General features: G+C 67.3%; 29 protein-coding genes. 14 read left to right on the top strand and 15 right to left on the bottom strand.

Annotation, left to right across the window (positions count from 1 at the left end; genetic code table 11):
* Positions 1-37: 37 nt before the first annotated feature.
* Complete coding sequence (locus tag ACEN8G_RS21335; RefSeq protein WP_413417675.1) at positions 38-1,558, bottom strand: ABC transporter permease/substrate-binding protein; 1,521 nt, start codon at positions 1,556-1,558, stop codon at positions 38-40.
* Positions 1,555-2,322: an ATP-binding cassette domain-containing protein gene (locus tag ACEN8G_RS21340; protein ID WP_413417673.1), complete on the bottom strand. Its 768-nt coding sequence runs from the start codon at positions 2,320-2,322 to the stop codon at positions 1,555-1,557. Before ACEN8G_RS21340 ends, ACEN8G_RS21335 begins: the two co-directional genes overlap by 4 nt.
* A 56-nt stretch (positions 2,323-2,378) precedes the next feature.
* Here ACEN8G_RS21340 and ACEN8G_RS21345 point away from each other — a divergent pair, with 56 nt between their 5' ends.
* Positions 2,379-3,161, top strand: coding sequence for an SDR family oxidoreductase (locus ACEN8G_RS21345; RefSeq protein WP_413417671.1), 783 nt, complete (start codon positions 2,379-2,381; stop codon positions 3,159-3,161).
* Positions 3,158-3,691, top strand: a complete 534-nt coding sequence (locus tag ACEN8G_RS21350) for a hypothetical protein (RefSeq protein ID WP_413417669.1) — start codon at positions 3,158-3,160, stop codon at positions 3,689-3,691. Before ACEN8G_RS21345 ends, ACEN8G_RS21350 begins: the two co-directional genes overlap by 4 nt.
* Here ACEN8G_RS21350 and ACEN8G_RS21355 read toward each other — a convergent pair.
* A complete protein-coding gene (locus tag ACEN8G_RS21355; RefSeq protein WP_413417667.1) occupies positions 3,688-3,978 on the bottom strand; it encodes a 4a-hydroxytetrahydrobiopterin dehydratase in 291 nt (96 codons plus the stop codon). The two genes, ACEN8G_RS21350 and ACEN8G_RS21355, sit on opposite strands and share 4 nt — an antisense overlap.
* Positions 3,979-4,022: 44 nt before the next feature.
* Between ACEN8G_RS21355 and ACEN8G_RS21360 the strand changes: the two genes are divergently transcribed.
* The 5 genes from ACEN8G_RS21360 to ACEN8G_RS21380 are packed head-to-tail and all read left to right on the top strand — an operon-like array spanning position 4,023 to position 6,693.
* The gene (locus tag ACEN8G_RS21360) at positions 4,023-4,415 is read left to right on the top strand and encodes a metallopeptidase family protein (RefSeq protein ID WP_413417665.1); all 393 of its coding nucleotides are present in this window, start codon (positions 4,023-4,025) and stop codon (positions 4,413-4,415) included.
* Positions 4,412-4,978, top strand: coding sequence for a heme ABC exporter ATP-binding protein CcmA (gene ccmA / locus ACEN8G_RS21365; protein ID WP_413740694.1), 567 nt, complete (start codon positions 4,412-4,414; stop codon positions 4,976-4,978). Before ACEN8G_RS21360 ends, ccmA begins: the two co-directional genes overlap by 4 nt.
* The gene (locus ACEN8G_RS21370; RefSeq protein WP_413417661.1) at positions 4,975-5,613 is read left to right on the top strand and encodes a heme exporter protein CcmB; all 639 of its coding nucleotides are present in this window, start codon (positions 4,975-4,977) and stop codon (positions 5,611-5,613) included. The genes ccmA and ACEN8G_RS21370 overlap by 4 nt, the downstream gene beginning before the upstream one ends.
* Positions 5,613-6,125, top strand: a complete 513-nt coding sequence (locus tag ACEN8G_RS21375) for a barstar family protein (RefSeq protein WP_413417659.1) — start codon at positions 5,613-5,615, stop codon at positions 6,123-6,125. The genes ACEN8G_RS21370 and ACEN8G_RS21375 overlap by 1 nt, the downstream gene beginning before the upstream one ends.
* A 13-nt stretch (positions 6,126-6,138) precedes the next feature.
* Positions 6,139-6,693: a hypothetical protein gene (locus ACEN8G_RS21380; protein ID WP_413417657.1), complete on the top strand. Its 555-nt coding sequence runs from the start codon at positions 6,139-6,141 to the stop codon at positions 6,691-6,693.
* A gap of 3 nt (positions 6,694-6,696) precedes the next feature.
* Here ACEN8G_RS21380 and ACEN8G_RS21385 read toward each other — a convergent pair whose 3' ends face one another.
* The 12 genes from ACEN8G_RS21385 to coxB form a co-directional block, all read right to left on the bottom strand.
* Positions 6,697-6,993 carry a hypothetical protein gene (locus ACEN8G_RS21385; RefSeq protein ID WP_413417655.1) on the bottom strand — a complete coding sequence of 99 codons (297 nt, stop codon included), beginning with the start codon at positions 6,991-6,993 and terminating at the stop codon, positions 6,697-6,699.
* Positions 6,993-7,865, bottom strand: coding sequence for a class I SAM-dependent methyltransferase (locus ACEN8G_RS21390; RefSeq protein ID WP_413417653.1), 873 nt, complete (start codon positions 7,863-7,865; stop codon positions 6,993-6,995). The genes ACEN8G_RS21385 and ACEN8G_RS21390 overlap by 1 nt, the downstream gene beginning before the upstream one ends.
* Positions 7,866-7,984: 119 nt before the next feature.
* On the bottom strand, positions 7,985-9,376 hold the full coding sequence (thrC, locus tag ACEN8G_RS21395; protein ID WP_413415726.1) for a threonine synthase: 1,392 nt from the start codon (positions 9,374-9,376) through the stop codon (positions 7,985-7,987).
* A gap of 157 nt (positions 9,377-9,533) precedes the next feature.
* On the bottom strand, positions 9,534-10,154 hold the full coding sequence (locus ACEN8G_RS21400) for an SURF1 family protein (RefSeq protein WP_413415727.1): 621 nt from the start codon (positions 10,152-10,154) through the stop codon (positions 9,534-9,536).
* Complete coding sequence (locus ACEN8G_RS21405; protein ID WP_413415725.1) at positions 10,154-10,513, bottom strand: DUF983 domain-containing protein; 360 nt, start codon at positions 10,511-10,513, stop codon at positions 10,154-10,156. Before ACEN8G_RS21405 ends, ACEN8G_RS21400 begins: the two co-directional genes overlap by 1 nt.
* 44 nt (positions 10,514-10,557) lie before the next feature.
* The gene (locus ACEN8G_RS21410; RefSeq protein WP_413415724.1) at positions 10,558-11,442 is read right to left on the bottom strand and encodes a cytochrome c oxidase subunit 3; all 885 of its coding nucleotides are present in this window, start codon (positions 11,440-11,442) and stop codon (positions 10,558-10,560) included.
* Positions 11,443-11,530: 88 nt separating this feature from the next.
* Positions 11,531-12,091, bottom strand: coding sequence for a cytochrome c oxidase assembly protein (locus ACEN8G_RS21415; RefSeq protein ID WP_413415723.1), 561 nt, complete (start codon positions 12,089-12,091; stop codon positions 11,531-11,533).
* Complete coding sequence (locus tag ACEN8G_RS21420; protein WP_413415722.1) at positions 12,088-12,255, bottom strand: hypothetical protein; 168 nt, start codon at positions 12,253-12,255, stop codon at positions 12,088-12,090. The genes ACEN8G_RS21415 and ACEN8G_RS21420 overlap by 4 nt, the downstream gene beginning before the upstream one ends.
* Positions 12,252-13,154, bottom strand: coding sequence for a heme o synthase (locus ACEN8G_RS21425; RefSeq protein ID WP_413415721.1), 903 nt, complete (start codon positions 13,152-13,154; stop codon positions 12,252-12,254). The genes ACEN8G_RS21420 and ACEN8G_RS21425 overlap by 4 nt, the downstream gene beginning before the upstream one ends.
* A gap of 74 nt (positions 13,155-13,228) precedes the next feature.
* A complete protein-coding gene (locus tag ACEN8G_RS21430; RefSeq protein ID WP_413415720.1) occupies positions 13,229-13,687 on the bottom strand; it encodes a hypothetical protein in 459 nt (152 codons plus the stop codon).
* 112 nt (positions 13,688-13,799) lie between these two features.
* Complete coding sequence (ctaD, locus tag ACEN8G_RS21435) at positions 13,800-15,467, bottom strand: cytochrome c oxidase subunit I (RefSeq protein ID WP_413415719.1); 1,668 nt, start codon at positions 15,465-15,467, stop codon at positions 13,800-13,802.
* A 4-nt stretch (positions 15,468-15,471) separates the two neighbouring features.
* On the bottom strand, positions 15,472-16,569 hold the full coding sequence (gene coxB, locus ACEN8G_RS21440; protein WP_413415718.1) for a cytochrome c oxidase subunit II: 1,098 nt from the start codon (positions 16,567-16,569) through the stop codon (positions 15,472-15,474).
* 179 nt (positions 16,570-16,748) lie between these two features.
* Here coxB and pyrE point away from each other — a divergent pair, with 179 nt between their 5' ends.
* From pyrE to maiA, 7 genes are read left to right on the top strand one after another with little or no spacing between them, the layout of a single operon-like run.
* On the top strand, positions 16,749-17,333 hold the full coding sequence (pyrE, locus tag ACEN8G_RS21445; protein ID WP_413415717.1) for an orotate phosphoribosyltransferase: 585 nt from the start codon (positions 16,749-16,751) through the stop codon (positions 17,331-17,333).
* A gap of 13 nt (positions 17,334-17,346) precedes the next feature.
* Positions 17,347-18,075, top strand: a complete 729-nt coding sequence (locus ACEN8G_RS21450) for a pyridoxine 5'-phosphate synthase (protein ID WP_413415716.1) — start codon at positions 17,347-17,349, stop codon at positions 18,073-18,075.
* Entirely contained in the window at positions 18,072-18,371 is a 300-nt protein-coding gene (locus tag ACEN8G_RS21455; protein ID WP_413415715.1) for a hypothetical protein, read from the top strand. The genes ACEN8G_RS21450 and ACEN8G_RS21455 overlap by 4 nt, the downstream gene beginning before the upstream one ends.
* Positions 18,372-18,776, top strand: coding sequence for a holo-ACP synthase (acpS, locus tag ACEN8G_RS21460; protein ID WP_413415714.1), 405 nt, complete (start codon positions 18,372-18,374; stop codon positions 18,774-18,776).
* The gene (gene lepB, locus ACEN8G_RS21465) at positions 18,776-19,648 is read left to right on the top strand and encodes a signal peptidase I (protein WP_413415713.1); all 873 of its coding nucleotides are present in this window, start codon (positions 18,776-18,778) and stop codon (positions 19,646-19,648) included. Before acpS ends, lepB begins: the two co-directional genes overlap by 1 nt.
* Positions 19,648-20,811 carry an AI-2E family transporter gene (locus tag ACEN8G_RS21470; protein WP_413415712.1) on the top strand — a complete coding sequence of 388 codons (1,164 nt, stop codon included), beginning with the start codon at positions 19,648-19,650 and terminating at the stop codon, positions 20,809-20,811. The genes lepB and ACEN8G_RS21470 overlap by 1 nt, the downstream gene beginning before the upstream one ends.
* Positions 20,808-21,428 (top strand): maleylacetoacetate isomerase, encoded by a 621-nt coding sequence (maiA, locus tag ACEN8G_RS21475; protein ID WP_413415711.1) that lies wholly within the window; start codon positions 20,808-20,810, stop codon positions 21,426-21,428. The genes ACEN8G_RS21470 and maiA overlap by 4 nt, the downstream gene beginning before the upstream one ends.
* The last annotated feature ends 102 nt before the right edge of the window (positions 21,429-21,530 follow it).

Genomic DNA, 21,530 nt, shown 5'->3' on the forward strand with positions numbered 1-21,530 from the left:
CTCCTCTTTTCTATATTCTGGTAGCGATAACAGAAGTTCATCGGGCAAGTCCACGCTCCAGCCAGCTTGCGGCCTGGTCGGGACTTGATTTGTTACTGTCGCGATCGACCATGTAGTTGGCCTCGCGCATGCGCTCGACGCCGATCGCGCCGACCAGCGGGCGGAGTGCTGCCTGGAAGCGGACATCGTCGGCGCGTTTCGGGGCGAGCAGCAGGATCGCGTCATAGCCGGGGATCGCGCCCTTGGGGTCGCTGAGCACCGTCAGCCTGTCGGCGGCGATGCGGCCGTCGGAGGAGAAGGCGGGGATCACGTCGGCGGTGCCGCTGGCCAGCGCGCGGTACATGAAGGTCGGCTGATAGGGGTGGGCGGACTTGAAGCTCAGGCCGTACGCCTGTTTCACCGCCGCCCATTCGGGTCGCTCGAGGAACTCGACATCGGTGGCGAGGTTGAGACTGCCGGCCACGGGCGCGAGGTCGGCGATGCTGGCGATGCCGCGCTTCCTGGCATCGTCGCCGCGCATGGCGAAGGCATAGGCGTTCTCGAAGCCGAGGCTGCCGAGCAGGGTGACCCTGTGCTGGTCCCTTGCCCATCTGGCGACGCCGGAGACGATGGCGTCACGGGGCGGCACGTCGCGGCGTTGCATCTGGTTGGTCCAGATCGTGCCCGAATAATCGACATAGACATCGACATCGCCCGCCGCGAGCGCGCTGAACGCCACTGCCGATCCCAGGCCTTCGCGGTAGCGGACCTTGTAGCCCGCAGCTTCCAGCCGGTGGCCGATCAGCCGGGCGAGCGTATATTGCTCCGAGAAGCCCTTGGCGCCGACCGTGACCGTGCCGCGCGCGGCGGGCAAGGCGGGGACCAGCGCAACGGCGAGCGCGACCAGCAGGGTACCCAGGCTCGCCCAGATCAGCGCACGCTTGCGTTTCGCGATGCCGTGTTCGGCCAGCCCGAGCAGTCCATCCACCGCCAGCGCGAGGCAGGCGGCGGCGATGCAGCCGGTCAGCACCAGCGACCAGTTCTGGGTCTGCAGCCCGGCGAAGATCAGGTCGCCCAGGCTCGGCTGGCCGACGGTAGTGGAGAGCGTCGCCGCGCCGATCGTCCACACCGCGGCAGTGCGGATGCCGGCCATCAGCACCGGCAGTACCAGTGGAGTCTCGACCAGCCATAGCTTCTGCGCGGCGGTCATGCCGACGCCGTCCGCGGCTTCGATCACCGCCGGGTCGATCGTGGCGAGGCCGGTCACGCCGTTCCGGAGGATCGGGAGGAGAGCATAGAGGGAGAGCGCGAGCAGCGAAGGCAGGAAGCCGAGCGCGGGGATGCCGCCGCCGACCAGCGTCGAGAGCGAGAGCAGGATCGGGTAGAAAAGCGCGAGCAGCGCGAGGCTCGGGATGGTCTGAATCAGGCTCGCGAAGCCCAGGGCGATTTTACCCAGGATACGGTTCCGCGAGGAGAGTATCGCCAAAGGCAGCGCGATCACGAGCCCAAGCAGCAATGCCGCGAGCGCCAGCAGCAGATGCTGGGCCAGCAGCTCCGGAACGCGGGCGAGGGCGGTCACTTCTCGAGCTCCGCCAGCCGGTGCGCCTGCTCGCGCGGCACTGCGACCAGCGCATCCGCCACGGCACCGCCCTTGCCCGCGAGCAGGTCGCGTGGAATGGCATCGGCGACGATCCGGCCCTTTTCCATCACCAGCACCCGGTCCGCGAGGAGCAGCGCCTCGGCCATGTCATGGGTGACGAGGATCGTGGTGAGCCCCATCCGGTCGTGCAGCGCGCGGATGGCCTTGCCGAGGCCGTCGCGGGTCACCGGATCGAGCGCGCCGAACGGCTCGTCCATCAGCAATATGCCCGGCCCCGTCGCCAGCGCCCGCGCCACCCCGACCCGCTGGCGCTGCCCGCCCGACAGCGCGTCGGGCATCCGCGCCGCCATCTCTGGCGAAAGCTCGACCAGCTCGAGCAGCTCCGCCACCCGGCCGCCCATCTTCTTCTCGCCCGCCAGCCTGAGCCCGATCGCGACATTCTCGCCGACGCGCATGTGCGGGAACAGCCCGACATTCTGGAAGACATAGCCGATCCGCCGGCGCAACTCGGGCGCGGGCCCGGCATCGACCGGTTCGCCGCCGACCAGCACCTGGCCTTCGCTCGGCTCGATCAGCCGGTTGACCATCTTGAGCAGCGTCGACTTGCCCGATCCCGAGGCGCCGACCAGTGCCACGAAACTGCCCGCCCGCACCTCCAGCGACACGCCATCGACGGCCTTCACGCCCTCCGGCCAGACCTTGCTGACATTTTTGAAGGTAACGGAGCGGCTTTGCTCTGGCATCGCAGCGCTTTGTGCGGGATGAAGTCGCAAAGGTCAAAAGAACAGGAGGCGGGGACATGACGGCGAAAGCGGCATTCATCACCGGCGGCGCATCGGGCATCGGCCTGGCGGTCGCGAAGAGCCTGGCGGCGGATGGCTGGCTGGTCGGCCTGGCCGATATCAACGCGGCCGGGCTGGAGACGGCGAAGGCCGCGATCCCCGGCGCCGAAACCTATGCGATGGACGTGCGCGACCGCGATGCCTGGAAGGCCGCGCTCGCCGATTTCGGCGGCAAGAGCGGCGGCCGGCTCGACTTCCTGTTCAACAATGCCGGGATCGCGGTGGGCGGCCAGCTCGAGACGATCTCGGACGCCGACGTCGAGCGCGGCCTGGGGATCAACATCAACGGCGCCGTCTATGGCGCCCGCGCCGCCTATGCCCTGCTCAAGGCGACACCGGGCTCGGCGATGATCATCACCAGCTCGGCGGCGGGCATCTCGGGCAATGCCGGCATGGCGATCTATGCCGCGGGCAAGTTCGCGATGCGCGGCTTCGCCGAGGCGCTCAACGCCGAATGGGGGCATGACGGCATCTATGTCGCCTCGCTGATGCCGAGCTTCATCGACACGCCGCTGCTCAACCACGTCACCCAGGATTCGAACCGCAACGTCCGCGAATCGGTGCGCGCAGCGGGGCTGGAGATCACCCCGGTGGAGGAAGTGGCGAAGACCGTCCGCCACATGCTGGAGACTCGCAAGGACGTCCACACCCGTGTCGGCAAGACCGCGCACCGGCTGTGGTTCATGGCGCGCTGGATGCCCGGCACGCTGCGCAAGATGCAGCGGCGCGCGTTCAAATGAGCGAGCCGCGGCGCCCGATCTTCCACCGCGACCGGATGGAATATTGGGCGTTCGTCGCCCAGATCGTCAGCGCGCTGGCGGTGGTCGCCTCGCTCGTCTTCGTCGGGCTCCAGCTCTACGACAGCAACCGGGTCGCGGTGCGCAGCGAGGCGAACGACACGCAGGCGCAATGGTCGTCGTTCCGCGCCTCGATCTACAGCTCGCACGATACCGCCGAGATGTTCCGCGCGGGCCTGGAGGGCAGCCAGGCGCTCGATCCCGCCGACCAGCTGCGCTTCGACTATCTGATGCGCGAGCATGGCTGGGCGACCTATCAGGTCTGGGAGCGGGTGCGCGACGGGCTGATGCCGCGCGCCCATTACGAGGCCGGCCAGGGCGCCGATTTCGTGCGGGTGATCTGCACCAAAGGCGGCTGGGCGGTCTGGTCGCGGATCAAGATCGAGCTGGCCAGGCCCTATATCGACGACATGGACCGGATGGCGGCCGCCTATGCACGCGCCAATCCGGGCAAGGTCAGCTGCACGGGTTAGAGCAGGGCGTCGATCGCCTGGGCCATCTGGATGTCGCGGGTGGAGAGTCCGCCCGCGTCGTGCGTGGTCAGCAATATGTCGACCTTGTTCCAGACGTTCGACCATTCGGGATGATGGTCCGCCTTGTCGGCGAGCAGCGCCACGCGGGTCATGAAGCCGAAGGCCTGGTTGAAGTCCCGGAACTCGAAGCGGCGCGTGATCGCGTCGCGTTCGGGCTCCCAGGTCCAGTCGGGCAGCGCCGCGAGCGATTCCTCGCGAAGTCCGTCGGTCAACCGCGCCACCATCATTGCCTCCTTGCCGTAGCTCTGCTCCCCGGCCTATTCCCGGCGGCATGACCGGGCAAGCCCCAGACGCCGCCATTATCGAGGCGCTAGCCCGCGCCGCCCTTGCGCGCATCCCCGAGCCCTTTCAGGGCTATCTCGCCGACATCGTGCTGGTGGTCGAGGACTTCGCAGATGATGAGACCCTGGACGAAATGGGCATCGAGGATCCGCTCGACCTGACCGGCCTGTACCGGGGCCGCCCGGTCGGCGAGAAATCGGCCTGGGACGGGGTGACCATGCCCGACGAGATCCATCTCTATCGCCGGCCGCTGCTCGACGAATGGGTGCATACCGGCGTGACGCTCGAATCGCTGGTCAACCATGTCGTGGTGCACGAGGTCGGCCATCATTTCGGGCTTTCCGACGACGACATGCACGCGCTGGAAGACTCGGCCGAGTGAGTGCCCTGGCCCTTCGCGGCGTGGCATGCCTGCGTGGCGGACGGCTGCTGTTCGAAGGGCTCGACCTGGTGCTCGCAGCGGGCGAGGCGGCCCTGGTCACCGGGTCCAATGGCGTCGGCAAGTCGAGCCTGATCCGCATCGCCGCCGGGCTGCTCGCGCCCGCTGCCGGCAGCGTCGAATGCGACGGCGCCCGCGCACTGATGGCCGAGGCGCCGGCGCTCGATTCCGAGCTTCCGCTTGCCGCCGCGCTCAACTTCTGGGCTGGGCTCGACGGTCGGCGTGACGTGGTGGCGGATGTGCTGGTGTCGCTCGATCTCGGCCCTCTCGCACAAGTGCCGGTCCGCATGCTCTCGACCGGTCAGCGACGCCGCGCGGCGCTCGCCCGGGTGGTGGCGAGCGCCGCGCCGATCTGGCTGCTCGACGAGCCGGCTAATGGTCTAGATACCGCTTCGGTCGCGCTGCTCGAAGGGCTGATCGCCGGCCACCGCGCGGCGGGTGGGATCGCGCTGGTCGCCACGCATCTGCCGATCGCATTGCCCGATGCGCGCGAGGTTCAGCTGTGAGCATCTATGCTGCGCTGGTCTGGCGCGAGCTGCGGCGGGCCTGGAGCACCGGCGGGCTGGCGCTGCCTTTGGTGTTCTTCCTGCTTGTTGCGATCCTGTTTCCCTTTGCAGTCGGGCCCGATGCGAAGCTGCTCGCCCGCATCGCGCCGGGCGTGATCTGGGCGGCGGCGCTGCTCGCCGCGCTGCTGCCGGTCGAGCGGCTGGTGTCGCCCGACCTGGAGAGCGGGGTGCTCGACCAGCTGGCGGTGCGCGGACTGCCCGATGCCGGAGTCGCCGCGGCCAAGGTCGCTGGGCACTGGCTCGGCTTCGCGCCGGCGCTGCTGGCGGCAACGGTGATCGCCTCGGGGCTGCTCCAGCTCCCGGGCGAGGGCCTGGCGCCTTTGCTGCTCGCGTTGCTGATCGGTACGCCGGGGCTGGCGGCGCTGGGGGTCGCCACCGCGGCGCTGGTCGCCGGGCTGCGGGGAGCCGGCGCGCTGGCGGGGCTGGTCATGCTGCCCTTCGCCGTGCCGCTGCTGATCTTCGGCGCCACTGCCGAGCAGCCGGGGGCGCTCAAGCTGCTGGGGGCAGTTAGCCTGTTGCTGGTCGCCGGCTGCCCGTTCGTGGCGGGCGCTGCGGTGCGGATGGGGCGGAGCTGATGTTCGCTGCCGAGGGCTATTGGGAACGCGCGGATTGGCCGCTGCTGCATAACGGCGCGGTAAATCTATTCCACGCACCGGAGATCCTGGCACAGGCGCGGGCGGCCCTCAGCCTGCTCGGCTATGAAATCGCCGAGATCGCCTGTCGTGGAGACGCGCCGAGCTTCGAACGGCAAGTCTCGGATGTGCTGCGGTGGGAGGAGCAGTTCAACTATGCGCCTTGGTCCGGCAACCTGAATGCGCTGGACGACGCCATGGCGGGCTACCCCTTCGGTGCCTCGGCGAAGCGGGCGCTCGTACTGGATGGCTTCCATGTGATCGCCGAGAGGGACGCCGGCTACGCGCATGCCCTGCTCGACATCCTCGAATCGGCGGCGCGCGACCATCTGCTCTTCGGCCGGATATTGGTGATGTTGGTCCAGACCGACGACCGCGATTATGCCTGCCCGCCCATCGGCGGCCGCAGTGCCAATTGGAACGGTCGGGAAGCCATGGCGCGGCGGTCCGCATGAGGGGAGTGGGATGATGCGGCGTGCGTTTCTCGCCGGGCTTGGTGCGCTGTTCGGTACGGCGGGAGCCAGGGGGCAGCCGCAGGAAAAGCCGCGCTTTCCGCCGGTCCCCGACTGGCATCCGCCCTTCGCCACGCCACTCGACCGTGTCGCCGGTCGCGTGCGCTATTATCTCAACGGCAAGCGCGATTTCGCGTTGTTCCGTCACGGTACCTTCGCGATCCTTGCGGACGGTCTGTCCGACGAGGCTGCGCGTACCGCGGCGTACACCGCTCTGGCGGGCGTGTACGGCGCCCACCCCGACATGAACCCGCTACCGATGGACGACGGCAACATCCTGGTCCGCTACGGGCATGACACCGGCAACGTCGTGCTCAGCGATGTGGCCAAGGCGCATTGGCCGGAGATCGAGGCGAAGCATCTCCAGGGCCTGACCACCGACGAAGTGCTCATCACCCCGCTCGGACCGAACAAGTTCGACGATTTCGGCAAACAGGCGCTGCTGGGCCGGGCCTATATGTTCCTCGACGCGCAGACTCCGGAGGTGGTGGCGATCCACCGCCGCGGCTGAACCTCAAGCCTCGGGCGGCAGCTCGTCGCCATAGACGACCATCGCCGAGCCTTCGGCCAGCGCATCCGCAGCGGCGGCGCGCAGCACCGGGTCGTCGGTCGCCGTCGGATCGGCGACTTCCATGCCCTTTTCCAGCCGCACCAGCATCCAGCCGGTGCCGAGCGCGACGCCGGCGGCCTTGGCCTGGGCTTCCTCGAAGCTGTCGGCCGAGACATAGATCAGCATGGCGTGGCGCCCGCCCGGGCGGCGGCCCTCGACGGTGTCGGCCACCGCGGTGGCGAGGAATACCGAGAGGCCCATCAGCCGCGGCTCCAGCGCGCGAAGATCGCGGTCGGCAGTTCGAGCCCGCGCGCTTCCTCGCGCACCGCCAGCTCGCCGCACTCGACCTTGCCGGGCAGATGCGAGACATGTTGGCGCAGCAGCTCGCCGATCGCCAGCGCCGACATGCGCACGGCGTAGACGGTGAGGAACAGGAAGCGGGAGTTCGCGTCGAGCAGCTTGGTCGTGTCGGCGATCAGGCCGGGCAGGCCTTCCTCGAGCTTCCACACTTCGCCGTTCGGGCCGCGGCCCCATTTCGGCGGATCGAGGATGATCCCGTCATAGCGCCGCCCGCGCCGCACTTCGCGCGCGGTGAACTTGGCGGCGTCGTCGATCATCCAGCGGATGGGGAGGTCCTCCATGCCCGACAGCGCGGCATTGGCCTTGCCCTCGGCCACCGACTTTTTCGAGGCATCGACATGGGTGACCTTGGCGCCCTTGGCCGCCATCGCCAGGCTGCCGACCCCCGTGTACCCGAACAGGTTCATGAACTCGGGCGCGTCCATTCCCTCGATCTGGCTCCGCATCCAGTGCCAGACCGGGGACATGTCCGGGAAGAAGGCGAGGTGGCGGAAGGGGGTGTTCTGCGCGGTGAAGCGCACTTCCTCCCAGCGCAGCGGCCAGCCTTCACTGGGTACCGGCTTGGTGAAGTTCCAGCGACCGCCGCCATCCTCGTCGGCGCCGGGGACGAACTCGCCATGCGCGTCCCAATTGTCGGACGCGGGCGCCCACATCGCCTGGGGCTCGGGGCGGATGAAGCGGTATTTGCCGTAGCGCTCGAGCTTGCGGCCATGGCCGCTGTCGACCAGCCCGTAATCGGCCCAGGGCTCGCCGGTGAGAGTGATGAGGTCCATGGGGGGTCTTTAGCTATCCAAGCCTCTCTCGTCATCCCGGCGAAAGCCGGGATCTCAGGCGAAGGCGCGGGGCAGGAGCCGCATGAGATCCCGGCTTTCGCCGGGATGACGATTCTAGGTTAGGTGCGCGGCTTGGCGATGCCGGTGATGTAGTCGCGCACCGCGTCGAGCGTGCCCGGCAGTACTTCGTAGCGCTCCTGTCGGTCGAACAGATCGCCCACCCGCGCCGGCAGGCCCGGCCGCATGCCGGTGGCGCGCTCGACCGCGTCGGCGAACTTGGCGGGGTGTGCGGTCGCCAGGGTGACGACGGGGACGTCGGCGGGGATGTCCGCCCGGCGCGCGGCGGCGAGGCCGATCGCGCTGTGCGGGTCGATCACCTGCGCGGCCTCGGCCGAGGCCCAGCGCATCGTCTCGCTCATCTCCTCGGGCGTGATCCGGTCGCTCGCGAAGATCTTCGCCGCGCCCTGCTGCTGCGCGTTGGTGAGGCGCATCGCCTTGCTCGATTCGAAGCCGGCCATCTGATCGGCGACGCTGGCACCGGCGAGATCGAACAGCAGCCGCTCGAAGTTCGAGCTGACCTGGATGTCCATGCTCGGCGCCGCGGTCGGCGTGACGGTGCCGGCCGAATAATCGCCATTGGCCAGCGCGCGGTGGAGGATGTCGTTGACGTTGGTGGCGACGACCAGCCGCTCGACGGGCAGGCCCATGCGGGCCGCGACATAGCCGGCGAAGACGTCGCCGAAATTGCCGGTGGGCACTGCGAAGGCGACCTTCTGCGCCGGCGCGCCGAGGCGGACCGCGGCGTAGAAATAATAGACCACCTGCGCCATCAGACGGGCCCAGTTGATCGAGTTGACCGCGGAGAGCCGGAAACGGCCGGTGAAGTCGCGGTCGTTGAACAGCGCCTTCACCATCGCCTGGGCATCGTCGAAGCTGCCTTCGATCGCGATGTTGTGGACGTTGGGCGCGAGCACCGTGGTCATCTGGCGGCGCTGCACGTCGGACACGCGGCCCCTGGGGTGCAGCATGAAGATGTCGACGCCGTGCCGGCCGGCGACCGCGTCGATCGCGGCGCTGCCGGTGTCGCCCGAGGTCGCGCCGACGATGGTCAGCGGCTCGCTGCTGCCGGTCAGGAACTTCTCGAAGAGCAGGCCGAGCAGCTGGAGCGCGACGTCCTTGAAGGCGAGCGTAGGCCCGTGGAACAGCTCGAGCAGGAAATGCTTGTGGTCGAGCTGGACCAGCGGGGTCACCGCGGCCTGCGAGAAGCGGCCATAGGCCTGCTCGCACAGCGCGCGCAGCTCATCCTCGCTCAGGTCCCCGGCGGTGAAGGGCGCCATCACGCGGACGGCGGTCTCGACATAGGAGAGGCCCTTAAGGCTCTCGATGTCCGCGTGGCTGAAGCTCGGCCACTGGGTGGGGACATAGAGTCCGCCGTCGCTCGCCAGGCCGGCAAGGGTCACGTCACGGAAGCCAAGCAGCGGCGCGCTGCCACGGGTGCTCTGATATTGCATGAGCGCGGGGCCTAGCGGGGAGCGGGGAGGGGTACAAGATAGGCTATGTTTAGGCGGCTCACCGTACCCCTCCCGTCATCCCCGCGCAGGCGGGGATCCAGAGCGGCAGAGCGACGTCTTCAGTAACCCTGGATCCCCGCCTGTGCGGGGATGACGATTATGATTTGGGCTTCTGCCGCCACTTCAGCGCCAGCAGGTAGATCACCGACGCCACCAGCGCGAACAGGAACCACTGCACTGCATAGGCGAGGTGGTTGTTCGGCACGCTCGACAGGTCCGGCCTGGCGGTCGGCTCCAGGCCAGGCGCGGCGCTCTCCGAGATCAGCATCAGATGCTTGGGCTCGCTGTCGAACAGGCCGGCGAGCAGCGGGCGGTGATCCGGGGCGTGGGTGATCGTGCCGGTCACCTTGCCGCCCTTCCAGACCGGCTGAAACTTGGGATCGAGCGCGACCCCCATGTCGACCAGCAGCACCGCACCTTCCGCGCCGGTGCGGCACCGGGCGAGGTGGCGATAGCCGTTGCTGCCCTTGATCGAGCGGCCACCCTGGCTCTGCCAGCCGACCACCTGGAGGCAATAGGCGGTGGCGCGGCGGAACAGATACTGGTCGCCGACCGGCAGGCGCGGAAAGGCCATTTCGGGCTTGCCGAAATTGGCGGCATATTGCTGGAGCGCGGCCAGCTTCTCGCTGCGGCGCTCGATCTGCCAGACGCCCAGGCCGAGCATCGTGGCGACGGCAAGGGCGACGAGGATCGTCGGGATCAGCGGAAAGCGCGGCATCATTCGCTCCGAACGCGCCCTTCGCCCGCACGGTTGCGATATTCGAGTGCGAGCAGCAGGCCCTTGGAGAAGCGCAGCGCGAGGATCACCAGCGCGGCGGTGACCGGGATCCAGAGCAGCGCATGGATCAGCACGCCCGGCTGGAAGGTGAACTCGACCCAGAGCGCGAGCCCGGTGACCAGTGCGCCGATGCCGAGGGTGAGGAACACCACCGGCCCGTCGCCGACGTTGAAGCGAGTGAAGTCGAGCCCGCAGCCGCTGCATCGGTCGGCGAAGCCGGTGAAGCTGCGGAACAGCGTCGGCGCGGCACAGCGCGGGCAGGCGCCCCTAGTCCCCGAAAGGATCGGGGGAGGCGACACTGGGCCGCCTCCCCCGAGAGAATCGCTATCGGCGTCGGTCACGCTCAGCCGGCGTGGACCGGCGCGCCCCAGCCGCCCCAGACATAGATGGAGGCGAAGAGGAACAGCCACACCACGTCGACGAAGTGCCAGTACCAGGCCGCCGCCTCGAAGCCGAAATGCTGCTTCGGGGTGAAATCGCCCTTATAGGCGCGGACCAGGTTCACGATCAGGAAGATCGTGCCGACGATCACGTGGAAGCCGTGGAAGCCGGTCGCCATGAAGAAGGCGCCGCCATAGCTCGAGCCATGCTCGGCCGCAGCCTGGAACGGGAAGGGCGCCTCGGCATATTCATAGGCCTGGAGGCAGCTGAAGCTCAGGCCCAGGATCACGGTGAGCCACAGGCCCTTCAGCACGCTGTCATTCTCGCCGACGCCGAGCAGGCCCCACAGGCCCCTCTTCTCGCCGCCGCGCTCATTGTGGATCAGGCCATGGTGCGCCCAAGTCACGGTGCAGCCCGAGCAGAGCAGGATTAGCGTGTTGAGCAGCGGGAACTTCCAGGCGTCGAGCACTTCCATGCCCTTGGGCGGCCACTGGCCACCCACCGCCTCGACATGCGAGGGGAAGAGCGAGAAGTCGAACCAGGCCCAGAACCAGCCGACGAAGAACATCACCTCGGAGGCGATGAACAGGATCATGCCGTAGCGCAAATGGAGCTGGACGATCGGGGTGTGATCGCCGGCATGCGCTTCCTGGATCACCTTGCTCCACCAGCCGAACATGGTGATCGCCACCAGCGTCAGCCCGGAGAAGAAGACCAGATAGGCGCTCGGATATTTGTGCATCACCATGATGCCGCCCACCGCGAGCACGAACGCGGCAAATGACCCGAAAAGCGGCCAGATGCTGGGTGGAAGGATATGGTACTGGTGATTCTTAGCCCCGGCCATCGATCTTCCCTGTCCTAATGCTTTTGCGCGGGAGCTTAGGGCGCGAAATCGCATCCCGCAACAATCCTCGCGCGCGTTGCGGTTTCGCTCAGTGCGCCTTGGCGGCGGCGTCCTTCATCGCCTGCGAATCGGCGGGGAAGAAGGTGTAGGAGAGCGTGATCTCCTGCACGTCGCGCGCATCCGGATCGTCGAGGATCTTGGGATCGACATAGAAGATCACCGGCATGCGCACCGTCTCGCCGGGCTTCAGCGTCTGCTGGGTGAAGCAGAAGCACTGGATCTTGGTGAAATACTTGCCGACGAACACCGGGGTGACGTTGAACGTCGCCGTGCCGGTCACTTCGTGGTTGGACGTATTGGTGGCGGTGAAGAACGCCATGTCGCGCCCGCCGATGTCGATCGTGTCCGATCGGCGCTCGGGCTGGAACTTCCAGGGAATGCCCTTGGCGACGTTGCTGTCGAAGGCGATGGTGATCTTCTGGCCGACGCTGCCGGGCGCGCGCAGGCCTTTTTGCGTCGTGCCGTTGAGGCCGGTCGCCTCGCAGAACATCCGGTAGAGTGGCACCGCCGCGAAGCCGAGCCCGGTCATCGAGCACACGCCGATGCCGGCGAGGATCGCGACGCGCAGGTTGCGGCTGATCCGGATCATCCGCCGTGGCCGAGCTGGATCTTCACGATCGAGATGGCGAAGACGAGCACCACGAACAGCCCGAGCAGCACCGCCATCACCACGGCGCGGCTGCGCTGGCGGGCGCGGACCGCCTCCGCCTCGTCGATCGGCGTGGGCGGGGTCTTGATCAGATCATCGGTCATGCGAACCACCTGTCGACGACGAGCGCGCCGAAAACAATGAACAGATAGAGGATCGAGAATTTGAACAGCCGCTTCTCAGGGACCATCGCGTCGTCGGGCTCGGAGCGGCGGATCGCCACCTGCACCGCCATGGCGAGGAACAGGCCGGACATCACCGCGGCGGTGATGCCGTAGATCGCGCCGGTATAGCCGAGCGGCCAGGGCGCGGCGGCGCACAGGATCATCGGGATGGTGTAGAGCCCGATCTGGATGCGGGTGGTGCGCTCGCCCGCGACCACCGGCAGCATCGGCACGCCGGCATTGGCGTAGTCGGTCTTCACGAACAGCGCGAGCGCCCAGAAATGCGGCGGCGTCCACAGGAAGATCAGCGCGAACAGCAGCACCGGCATGGTGCTGACGTCGCCGGTCGCCGCCGCCCAGCCGATCATCGGCGGGAAGGCGCCGGCCGCGCCGCCGATCACGATGTTCTGCGGCGTCCGGCGCTTGAGCCAGATCGTGTAGACGAAGACGTAGAACAGGATCGAGGCGGCGAGGATCAGCGTTGCCGCCAGGTTGATCGCGAAATACATCAGGGCGAGGCTGAAGCCCGCCAGGCCCACGCCGAAGTGCAGCGCCGACTGACGGTCCATCCGCCCGGCCGGCAGCGGCCGCTTGGCGGTGCGCTTCATCTTGGCGTCGAGATCGGCCTCGTACCATTGGTTGAGTGCTCCCGCCGCGCCGGCGCCCAGCGCGATGCACAGGATCGCGGTGAAGCCGAGGATCGGGTGGATCGGCACCGGGGCGGCGAGCATGCCGCACAGGCCGGTGAAGACGACAAGCGTCATCACCCGCGGCTTGGTCAGCGCGAGGAAATCACGCCAGTCGGCGGGAAGCGAAACGGTTGCTGCGGAAGTGCTCATGGTCGTGCAGGAGCTATAGGCCAGCCCGCGGCCGGTAGCAAAGTGGACGAATCGACCAGCCCGGCATGTGCCGATCAGGGCGTCTTGGCCAGCCCCGCCTCGAGCACCGCGAGCGAGTCCCCGCAGCCTTGCCAAGGCTCGCCCGAGCCGAGCTTCGCGGTGACCTGGGTGGGATAAGTACGGCGCCGGTCGTCCTGGCACGGCGCCTCCACCACCTCGATCGACAGCGGCTCCTCCTGCGATTCGACGAACATGAGCGGCTGGCCGTTTCGCGCCCTGCCGCCCAGGGGGACGAGCTGGTCGTACACGATCGTCGCGTTGATTCGCACCTTGCCGGGCGCGCGCTCGACCGTGTCGATCGCGCCCCCGTCCCGGGTCTTCAACGGCCCAAGCTGGCGCAGCTCGAAGCGGCCCTGCGCGATCGTCAATCGCCATTTGGGGACCCTTCCCGCCGCATCGAAGCGAGTGTCGCCCTGCGATACCGCCGGGGAGCTCAGCGTCAAAAGCGCGACAAGGGGCAGCCAGCGCATCATGTGGCGAGCATATCGCTCTCGATCCCGGGCAGCAATCGACGCACTTGCCCCAAGAAAAACGCCCCGGAAGTTTCCTTCCGGGGCGCTTCGTGTCTCAGCCTTTCGGCCCGGCTCAATGGTGGCCGTGATCCTCGATCACCGGCAGCGTCTCGAACTGATGGAACGGCGGCGGGCTCGACAGCGTCCATTCGAGCGTCGTCGCGCCTTCGCCCCACGGATTGCCCTCGGCCTTGCGGCCGGCGAGCAGCGAGATGATGACGTTGACGAAGAAGAGGATCATCGACGCGGCCATGATCATGTAGCCGATCGTGGCGACATAGTTCCAATGGGCATAGGCGTCCGGATAGTCCGGATAGCGGCGCGGCATGCCCTGCAGGCCCAGGAAGTGCATCGGGAAGAACATCACGTTCACGCCGATGAAGAAGATCCAGAAGTGCAGCTGGCCGAGCAGCTCGTTGTACATCCGGCCCGACATCTTCGGGAACCAGTAGTAGAAGCCTGCGAACAGCGAGAACACCGCGCCGAGCGACAGCACATAGTGGAAGTGTGCGACGACGTAGTAGGTGTCCTGCATATAGTCGTCGACGCCGCCATTGGCGAGCACGACGCCGGTCACGCCGCCGACGGTGAACATGAAGATGAAGCCGATCGACCAGACCATCGGGGTCTTGAAGCTGATCGAGCCGCCCCACATGGTGGCGATCCACGAGAAGATCTTCACGCCGGTCGGCACCGCGATCACCATGGTGGCGGCGGTGAAGTACATCTTCACGGTGACCGACATGCCGGTGGTGAACATGTGGTGCGCCCACACGACGAAGCCGACCAGGCCGATCGCGACCATGGCATAGGCCATGCCGAGATAGCCGAACACCGGCTTGCGGCTGAAGGTGGCGATGATCTGGCTGACGATGCCGAAGCCCGGCAGGATCATGATGTACACTTCGGGGTGGCCGAAGAACCAGAACAGGTGCTGGTAGAGGATCGGGTCGCCGCCGTACTGCGGATCGTAGAAGGCGGTACCGAAGTTGCGGTCGGTCAGCAGCATGGTGATCGCCGCGGCGAGCACCGGCAGCGCCAGCAGCAGCAGGAAGGCGGTGATCAGCACCGACCACACGAACAGCGGCATCTTGTGCAGGGTCATGCCCGGCGCGCGCATGTTGAAGATGGTGGTGATGAAGTTGATCGCGCCCAGGATCGAGCTGGCGCCGGCAAGGTGGAGCGACAGGATAGCCATGTCGACCGACGGCCCGGGCTCGCCATAGGTGGAGAGCGGGGCATAGACCGTCCAGCCGGTGCCCGCGCCGATGCCGACGAACGGCGAAGCGAGGAGCAGCAGGAAGGCCGGGATCAGCAGCCAGAACGAGATGTTGTTCATGCGCGGGAACGCCATGTCCGGCGCGCCGATCATGATCGGCACGAACCAGTTGCCGAAGCCGCCGATCATCGCCGGCATGACCATGAAGAACACCATGATCAGGCCGTGCGCGGTGATCAGCACGTTCCAGAAGTGCATCGCGTCGTCGAACTTGGCCTCGCCGTGCAGCATGCCGAGCCAGGTCGGCAGATACTGGATGCCCGGATGCATCAGCTCGGCGCGCATCAGGCCCGAGATCGAGCCGCCGATGATGCCCGCGACGATCGCGAAGATCAGGTAGAGCGTGCCGATGTCCTTGTGGTTCGTCGACATGAACCAGCGGGCGAAGAAGCCCGGCTTGTGATCGGCATCGTGGTGGACATGCGCATGATCGTCATGCGCGTGAAGGGCGATATCGGTCATGGTCTCAGTTGCCCGTGGTGTTGCCGGCGGCGGCGTTTGCGGCCGGCGCGGTCTCGTTGGTGGCGGCCGGTTCGGCGGCGGCGTTGGTCTCGGCGGCGTTCGCAGCGGCCGGCGCGGCGGCGTTCTGCGCAGCCTCGGCAGCCGCGGCCGCGGCGACCTCGGCCGGCATGGTGCCGCCCTTCGACTTCACCCACTGGGCGAACTCGGCCGGCGAAACGGCCTCGACCGCGATCGGCATATAGGCGTGGCGGGCGCCGCACAGCTCCGAGCACTGGCCGAAATAGAGGCCGGGCTTCTCGATGATGAAGCTGGTCTCGTTGAGCTTGCCGGGCACCGCGTCGAGCTTGATCCAGAAGGCGGGGACCGCCCAGCTGTGGATCACGTCCTGCGCGGTGGTGATCAGGCGGATCGGCACGCCGACCGGCAGTACGACGCGCTGGTCGGTCGCGAGCAGGCGCGGGCCGTCGGCATCGGTGCGGTATCGCTGGCCGGCCGGGACCTGGCCCTGCTCCTTGAGCATGTTGGCGGTCAGCTGGATGCCGCCATTGTCCGGATATTCATAGCTCCAGAACCACTGGTTGCCGATCGCCTTGAGCGTGATGGCATCCTTGGGTGCGGGCTTGAACTGCGCGGCGAGCAGGCGGATCGAGGGGACCGCGATCGCGATCAGGATCAGCACCGGCACCAGCGTCCAGATGATCTCGATCACGGTGTTGTGCGCGGTCTTGGACGGCGTCGGATTGGCGGCGCGGCGATAGCGGAAGATCACCCACAGCAGCAGCGCCAGCACGAAGATCGAGATGATCGTGATCAGCGGCACCAGGATATGGTTGTGGAAGTCGTGCGCTTCCTCGCCGATCTTGGTGACCTGCGGCTGGAGCGCGATCCCCTCGGCGACCGGCTGGCCGATGCCCGGAGCCGCCTTGGTCAGCGGCTTGCCCGAAGCATCGAGCGTGGGATCGGCGACCGCCGGCGTGGCGGCTGCGGCAGGTGCCGCGCTGTTCGCGACCGGTGCCGCGGTGTTAGCAACAGGCTCCTGGGCCGAAGCGGGCGTGGCGAACGCCATCCCCGCCGCCAGGAGGATCGAAGTCAACCCAAGCATGCGCATCGTCTATCTTCACCCTGTTCCGCAAGAGCCCCGGGCTGGGAAAGGATTACCCCCAGTGCAACCGGGGTATACGAGCCGTGCATCCATTCTCAACCCTTTTTGATCGCCCGTTGCGGTGGATGGGAGGTGGTCCTAAGGGAAATCGACAGTCCCCGCGATGATTGGAGCGAGCATTGGAAGGCAACGCAGTTCTGGATGAGTTTCGTGCTGCAGGTGCGTTGCTCGAAGGCCATTTTATCCTCTCTTCGGGCCTTCGTTCTCCCATCTTCCTGCAAAAGATGCGTATTTTCGAGGACCCTGCCCGAACCGAGCGTGTGTGCAGTGCACTAGGAAACTTGATTCGCGAGTCGTTTGGCGAAGTCGACATGGTCGTCTCGCCGGCGATCGGCGGAATCATCCCGGGCTATGAGACGGCGCGGGCGCTCGGCTGCAAGGCAGTGTTCGTCGAGCGCGAGGAGGGCGAGTTCCAGCTGCGCCGCGGCTTCGAGATCCCCGAAGGGGCACGGATCGTGATGGTCGAGGACATCGTCACCACCGGACTTTCGTCGCGCGAGTGCATCGCGGCGATCCGCAAGCACCCGGGCAAGCTGCTCGGCGCCGCCTGCATCGTCGATCGTTCGAACGGCAGCGCGGACGTCGGCGTGCCTTTGGTCTCGCTGCTCAAGATGGACGTGCCGGCCTATCCGGCGGACCAGCTGCCCCCCGAGCTGGCGGCGATCCCCGCGATCAAGCCGGGCAGCCGGGCGACCACGGCATAGGGAGGCGCCAGAGGTGACCGACAAGCTTCGCCTGGGGGTCAACATCGATCACGTCGCCACCGTGCGCAACGCGCGCGGCTCGGGCTATCCCGATCCGGTGCGCGCGGCGCTGCTCGCGGCCGAGGCCGGCGCCGACGGCATCACCGCGCACCTGCGCGAGGATCGCCGCCACATCACCGACGACGACATCGCCCGGCTCTCCGCCGAGCTGACCGTCCCGCTCAACCTCGAGATGGCGGCGACGCAGGAGATGCTGGCGATCGCGCTGCGCCACCGCCCGCACGCCGTGTGCATCGTCCCCGAGAAGCGCGAGGAGCGGACGACCGAGGGCGGGCTGGATGTCGCCGGGCATTTCGATCACCTGGCGCCGATGGTCGCGAAGCTGCGCGACAATGGCAGCCGCGTCTCGCTGTTCATCGAGCCGGACGAACGCCAGATCGACGCGGCGCTCCGCCTGGGCGCGCCGGTCGTCGAGTTCCACACCGGCCGCTATTGCGAACTGGCCGAGACCGACCGCGCCGCCGAGCTGCGCCGGATCGCCGATGCTGCGGCGCTTGCCGCCAAGGAAGGGATCGAGCCGCATGCCGGCCACGGCCTGACCTTCGACAATGTGATTCCGATCGCGGCGATCTCGCAGATCATGGAGCTCAACATCGGCCATTTCCTGATCGGCGAGGCGATCTTCGACGGACTCGCCCCGGTGATCCGCCACATGCGTGCGCTGATGGACGAGGCACGGTGACGACTCTGCCGCGTGCACGCCTGGGGCTTGTGCTGGTGTCGTTTCTGCCGTTGCTGCTTGCAATTCGGATCGCGCTGGTTCCGGTCGGAATCCTCTATGGCAAGATACCGGACCCGGAAGCCGGCATGATCCTGCATACGCTGATGCGCGGCGGGATTATTCTTGGCCCGGCGATATTTCTCTATGCCGCGGCCTGGATCAGCCATGCGCGCGGGAATGGCATCTGGTGGTGGCTGTTCCTGATGCTGCTGGTTGCTCCGGCGAGTGTTGGCACCCTTATCTGGACGGGACCCTAGATGATCATTGGCCTCGGCTCCGACCTCTGCAACATCGAGCGGATCCAGAAGTCGCTGGACCGTTTCGGCACGCGCTTCGAGCAACGCAGCTTCACCGACCTCGAGATCGCCAAGGCCAAGACCCGCCCGCACAACTATGCCGCGACGCTGGCCAAGCGCTTCGCCGCCAAGGAGGCCTTCTCCAAGGCCGTGGGAACCGGGTTCAAGCGCGGCGTGTTCATGAAGGACATCGGCGTCGTCAACGCACCTTCCGGCGCCCCCACGCTGGCATTGACCGGAGGTGCGAGGGCGAGGCTTGACGCCATCACCCCCGCGGGTCACGTCGCCAAAGTGCATCTGACGCTGACGGACGATCATCCCTGGGCGTTCGCCATGGTGATGATCGAGGCGGTGAAGGAAGGTTGATGGGGGCGGACGAGCTCGCGTTGAGTCACCAGGCGTATGAGGAGGAGGCCGAAGCCCGACCGCACACCGACTGGTGGGCGGAGGCGCGCGGCATCCTGTGGCTGGTGCTCGCCGTGCTCGGCTTCCACAGCCTGATCGCCAAGCCCTTCTTCATCCCCAGCGAATCGATGCTCCCCGGGCTGCTCGTCGGCGACCGGCTGGTCGTGACCAAATATCCCTATGGCTATAGCTGGGTCACCCCGACCTTCCATGTGCTGCCCTTCATGCCGGGGCGCATCCTGGGCCGGCTGCCCGAGCGCGGCGACGTGGTGATCGTCACCCCGCCGGGCACCAACACCGACTATATCAAGCGGGTGATCGGCCTGCCCGGCGACACGATCGGCGTGCGCGGCGGCATCGTCTATCTGAACGGCAAGGCGGTCCCGCGCCGGGCGATGGGCGACCGCTACATCCCGGTCGATCCCAATACCCGCTGCGACGAGGAGCAATATCCCGGCTTTCGGGTAACCCGCGACGGCAGGGCCTATTGCCGCCTGCCGATCTTCCGCGAGACCTTGCCCAATGGCCGGTCCTACGACACGGTAGACCTCGGCTTCCGCCCCGGTCGCGGCGACAATTATCCCGAGATCCGCGTGCCCAAAGGCAAGGTGTTCCTGATGGGCGACAATCGCGACAATTCGGCCGACAGCCGCTTCCCGCTCAGCCAGAACGGGCTGGGCGGGCCGGTGCCCTGGGAGAATATCGGCGGCCGCGCCGAGTTCATCACCTTCAGCCTCGACGGCAGCGCCAGCTGGAACCCGCTGACCTGGCCCAAGTCCTTCCGCCCCGGCCGCGCCGGTACTTCGCTCCATCCGCAACGGGATAACCACTGATGAGCGATCCGCTCGCCTCGCAGAACGTCCATGTCGTCCAGGAGCCGGGGCCGAACGAGCTCCGCGATCCGGTGGTTCGCGCCGAGCTCAAGAAAGCGAGCGTCTGGTTCGGGCTGGCCATCGCGGTCGCGCTGTTCGTGCTGCTGGTCCAGCCGATCCTGATCATCTTCGGCGGGCTGGTCTTCGCCTCGATGCTCGATGGCGGCGCCCGGCTGCTCGGCCGCGTGCTGCCGATCCCGCGCTCGCTGCGCATCGTGATCGTCATCCTGCTGATGATCGCCTTCTTCGGCGGCATCTTCTACCTGACCGGCGTGCAGATCTCCGCCCAGGCCGAGCAACTGCGCACCACGCTGGAGGTGCAGGCCAACAAGGTCGCGCAATGGGTCTCCGACCTCGGGCTGATGCCCGGCCGCTCGGACCTGACCGGGCTGGTCCAGCAGGCGCTGGGCAGCGTCGGCAAGCTGACCTCGGCGGTCGGTTCGGTGTTCGGCGCGGTCTCGTCGCTGCTGATGATCTTCATCATCGGCCTGTTCGTGGCGCTCGAGCCGCGCATCTATGAGCGCGGCCTGCAATGGATGGTGCCGATGGACGCGCGCGACCAGTTCGCCGTCATGATCAGCCGCATGGCGACGACGATGCGCCGCCTGCTCGCCGGCCGGCTGCTCGGCATGTTGTTCGAAGGCGTGGTCACGGCCTTCTTCCTCTGGCTCGTCGGGGTACCGATGGCGCTGCTGCTCGGGATCATCACCGGCGTGCTCGCCTTCATCCCCAATATCGGCGCCTTCGTCTCGGGCGTGATGATGGTCTCGGTCGGCTTCAGCGCCGGCACCGAGACGGGCATCTGGGCGATCATCATCTATTTCGGCGTGCAGAATTTCGACGGCTATGTCGTGCTGCCGCTGGTCGCCCGGCACACGGTCGACATGCCGCCGGCGCTCACTTTGTCCTCGCAGATCCTCGCCAGCACGCTGTTCGGCGTGCTCGGCCTGGCGCTGGCCGATCCGATCGTCGCGATGATCAAGGTTGCGCTGGAGAGCGAGGCGGAGCGCGCCGCCCGTGCCGCCGACGAGCATGGCCCGCGGCTCAAATGGCGGGTGCGGCTGCGCAGGGGCTATGCCGAGGACGCGCCGACCCCGCTCGAGCCGCCGGCGGGCGCGGCATGATCCTCTATGATTATTTCCGTTCCTCGGCCGCCTATCGCGTCCGCATCGCGCTGAACCTCAAGGGGCTGACGTACAAGCAGCACGACGTGATGCTGCTCGAGAACCAGCAGTGCAGCCCCGAGCATCTCGCCCGCAATCCGCAGGGGCTGGTGCCGGCGCTGGAGGCGGATGGCAAGGTGATCACCCAGAGCCTGGCGATCATCGAATGGCTCGATTCGCGCTATCCGGAGCCGCGGCTGATCCCCACCGATCCCGATGCCCGCGCCGCGGCGATGGCGCGCGCGCTGGTCGTGGGAGCCGATATCCATCCGCTCAACAATCTGCGGGTGATGCGGCGGCTCAAAGACATGGGGATCGACGAGGCGGGCCGGAACGACTGGACACGCCACTGGATCGCCGAGGGCTTTGCCGCGCTGGAGGCGATGGCCGGGGACGGCCCGTTCCTTGGCGGCGACGCGCCCGGCATCGCCGATCTCTTCCTGGTGCCGCAGATGTACAATGCCCGTCGCTTCGAGATGCCGCTAAACGAGTTTCCCAGGCTCGTCGCGATCGATGCGGCCGCCACCGCGCTGCCTGCCTTCGCGGCGGCGCATCCCGACGCCGTGGCGCCCAAGTGAGGCTCCCTCTTCTAAGCCCCTCCCCTTCAGGGGAGGGGTTTGGGGTGGGGAATGTGTCTCACCGAGAACCTCGCTCGCGTACAGGCCCCACCCCAACCCGTC

Source organism: Sphingomonas sp. Sphisp66, assembly GCF_047324325.1.
Lineage (GTDB): Bacteria > Pseudomonadota > Alphaproteobacteria > Sphingomonadales > Sphingomonadaceae > Sphingomonas.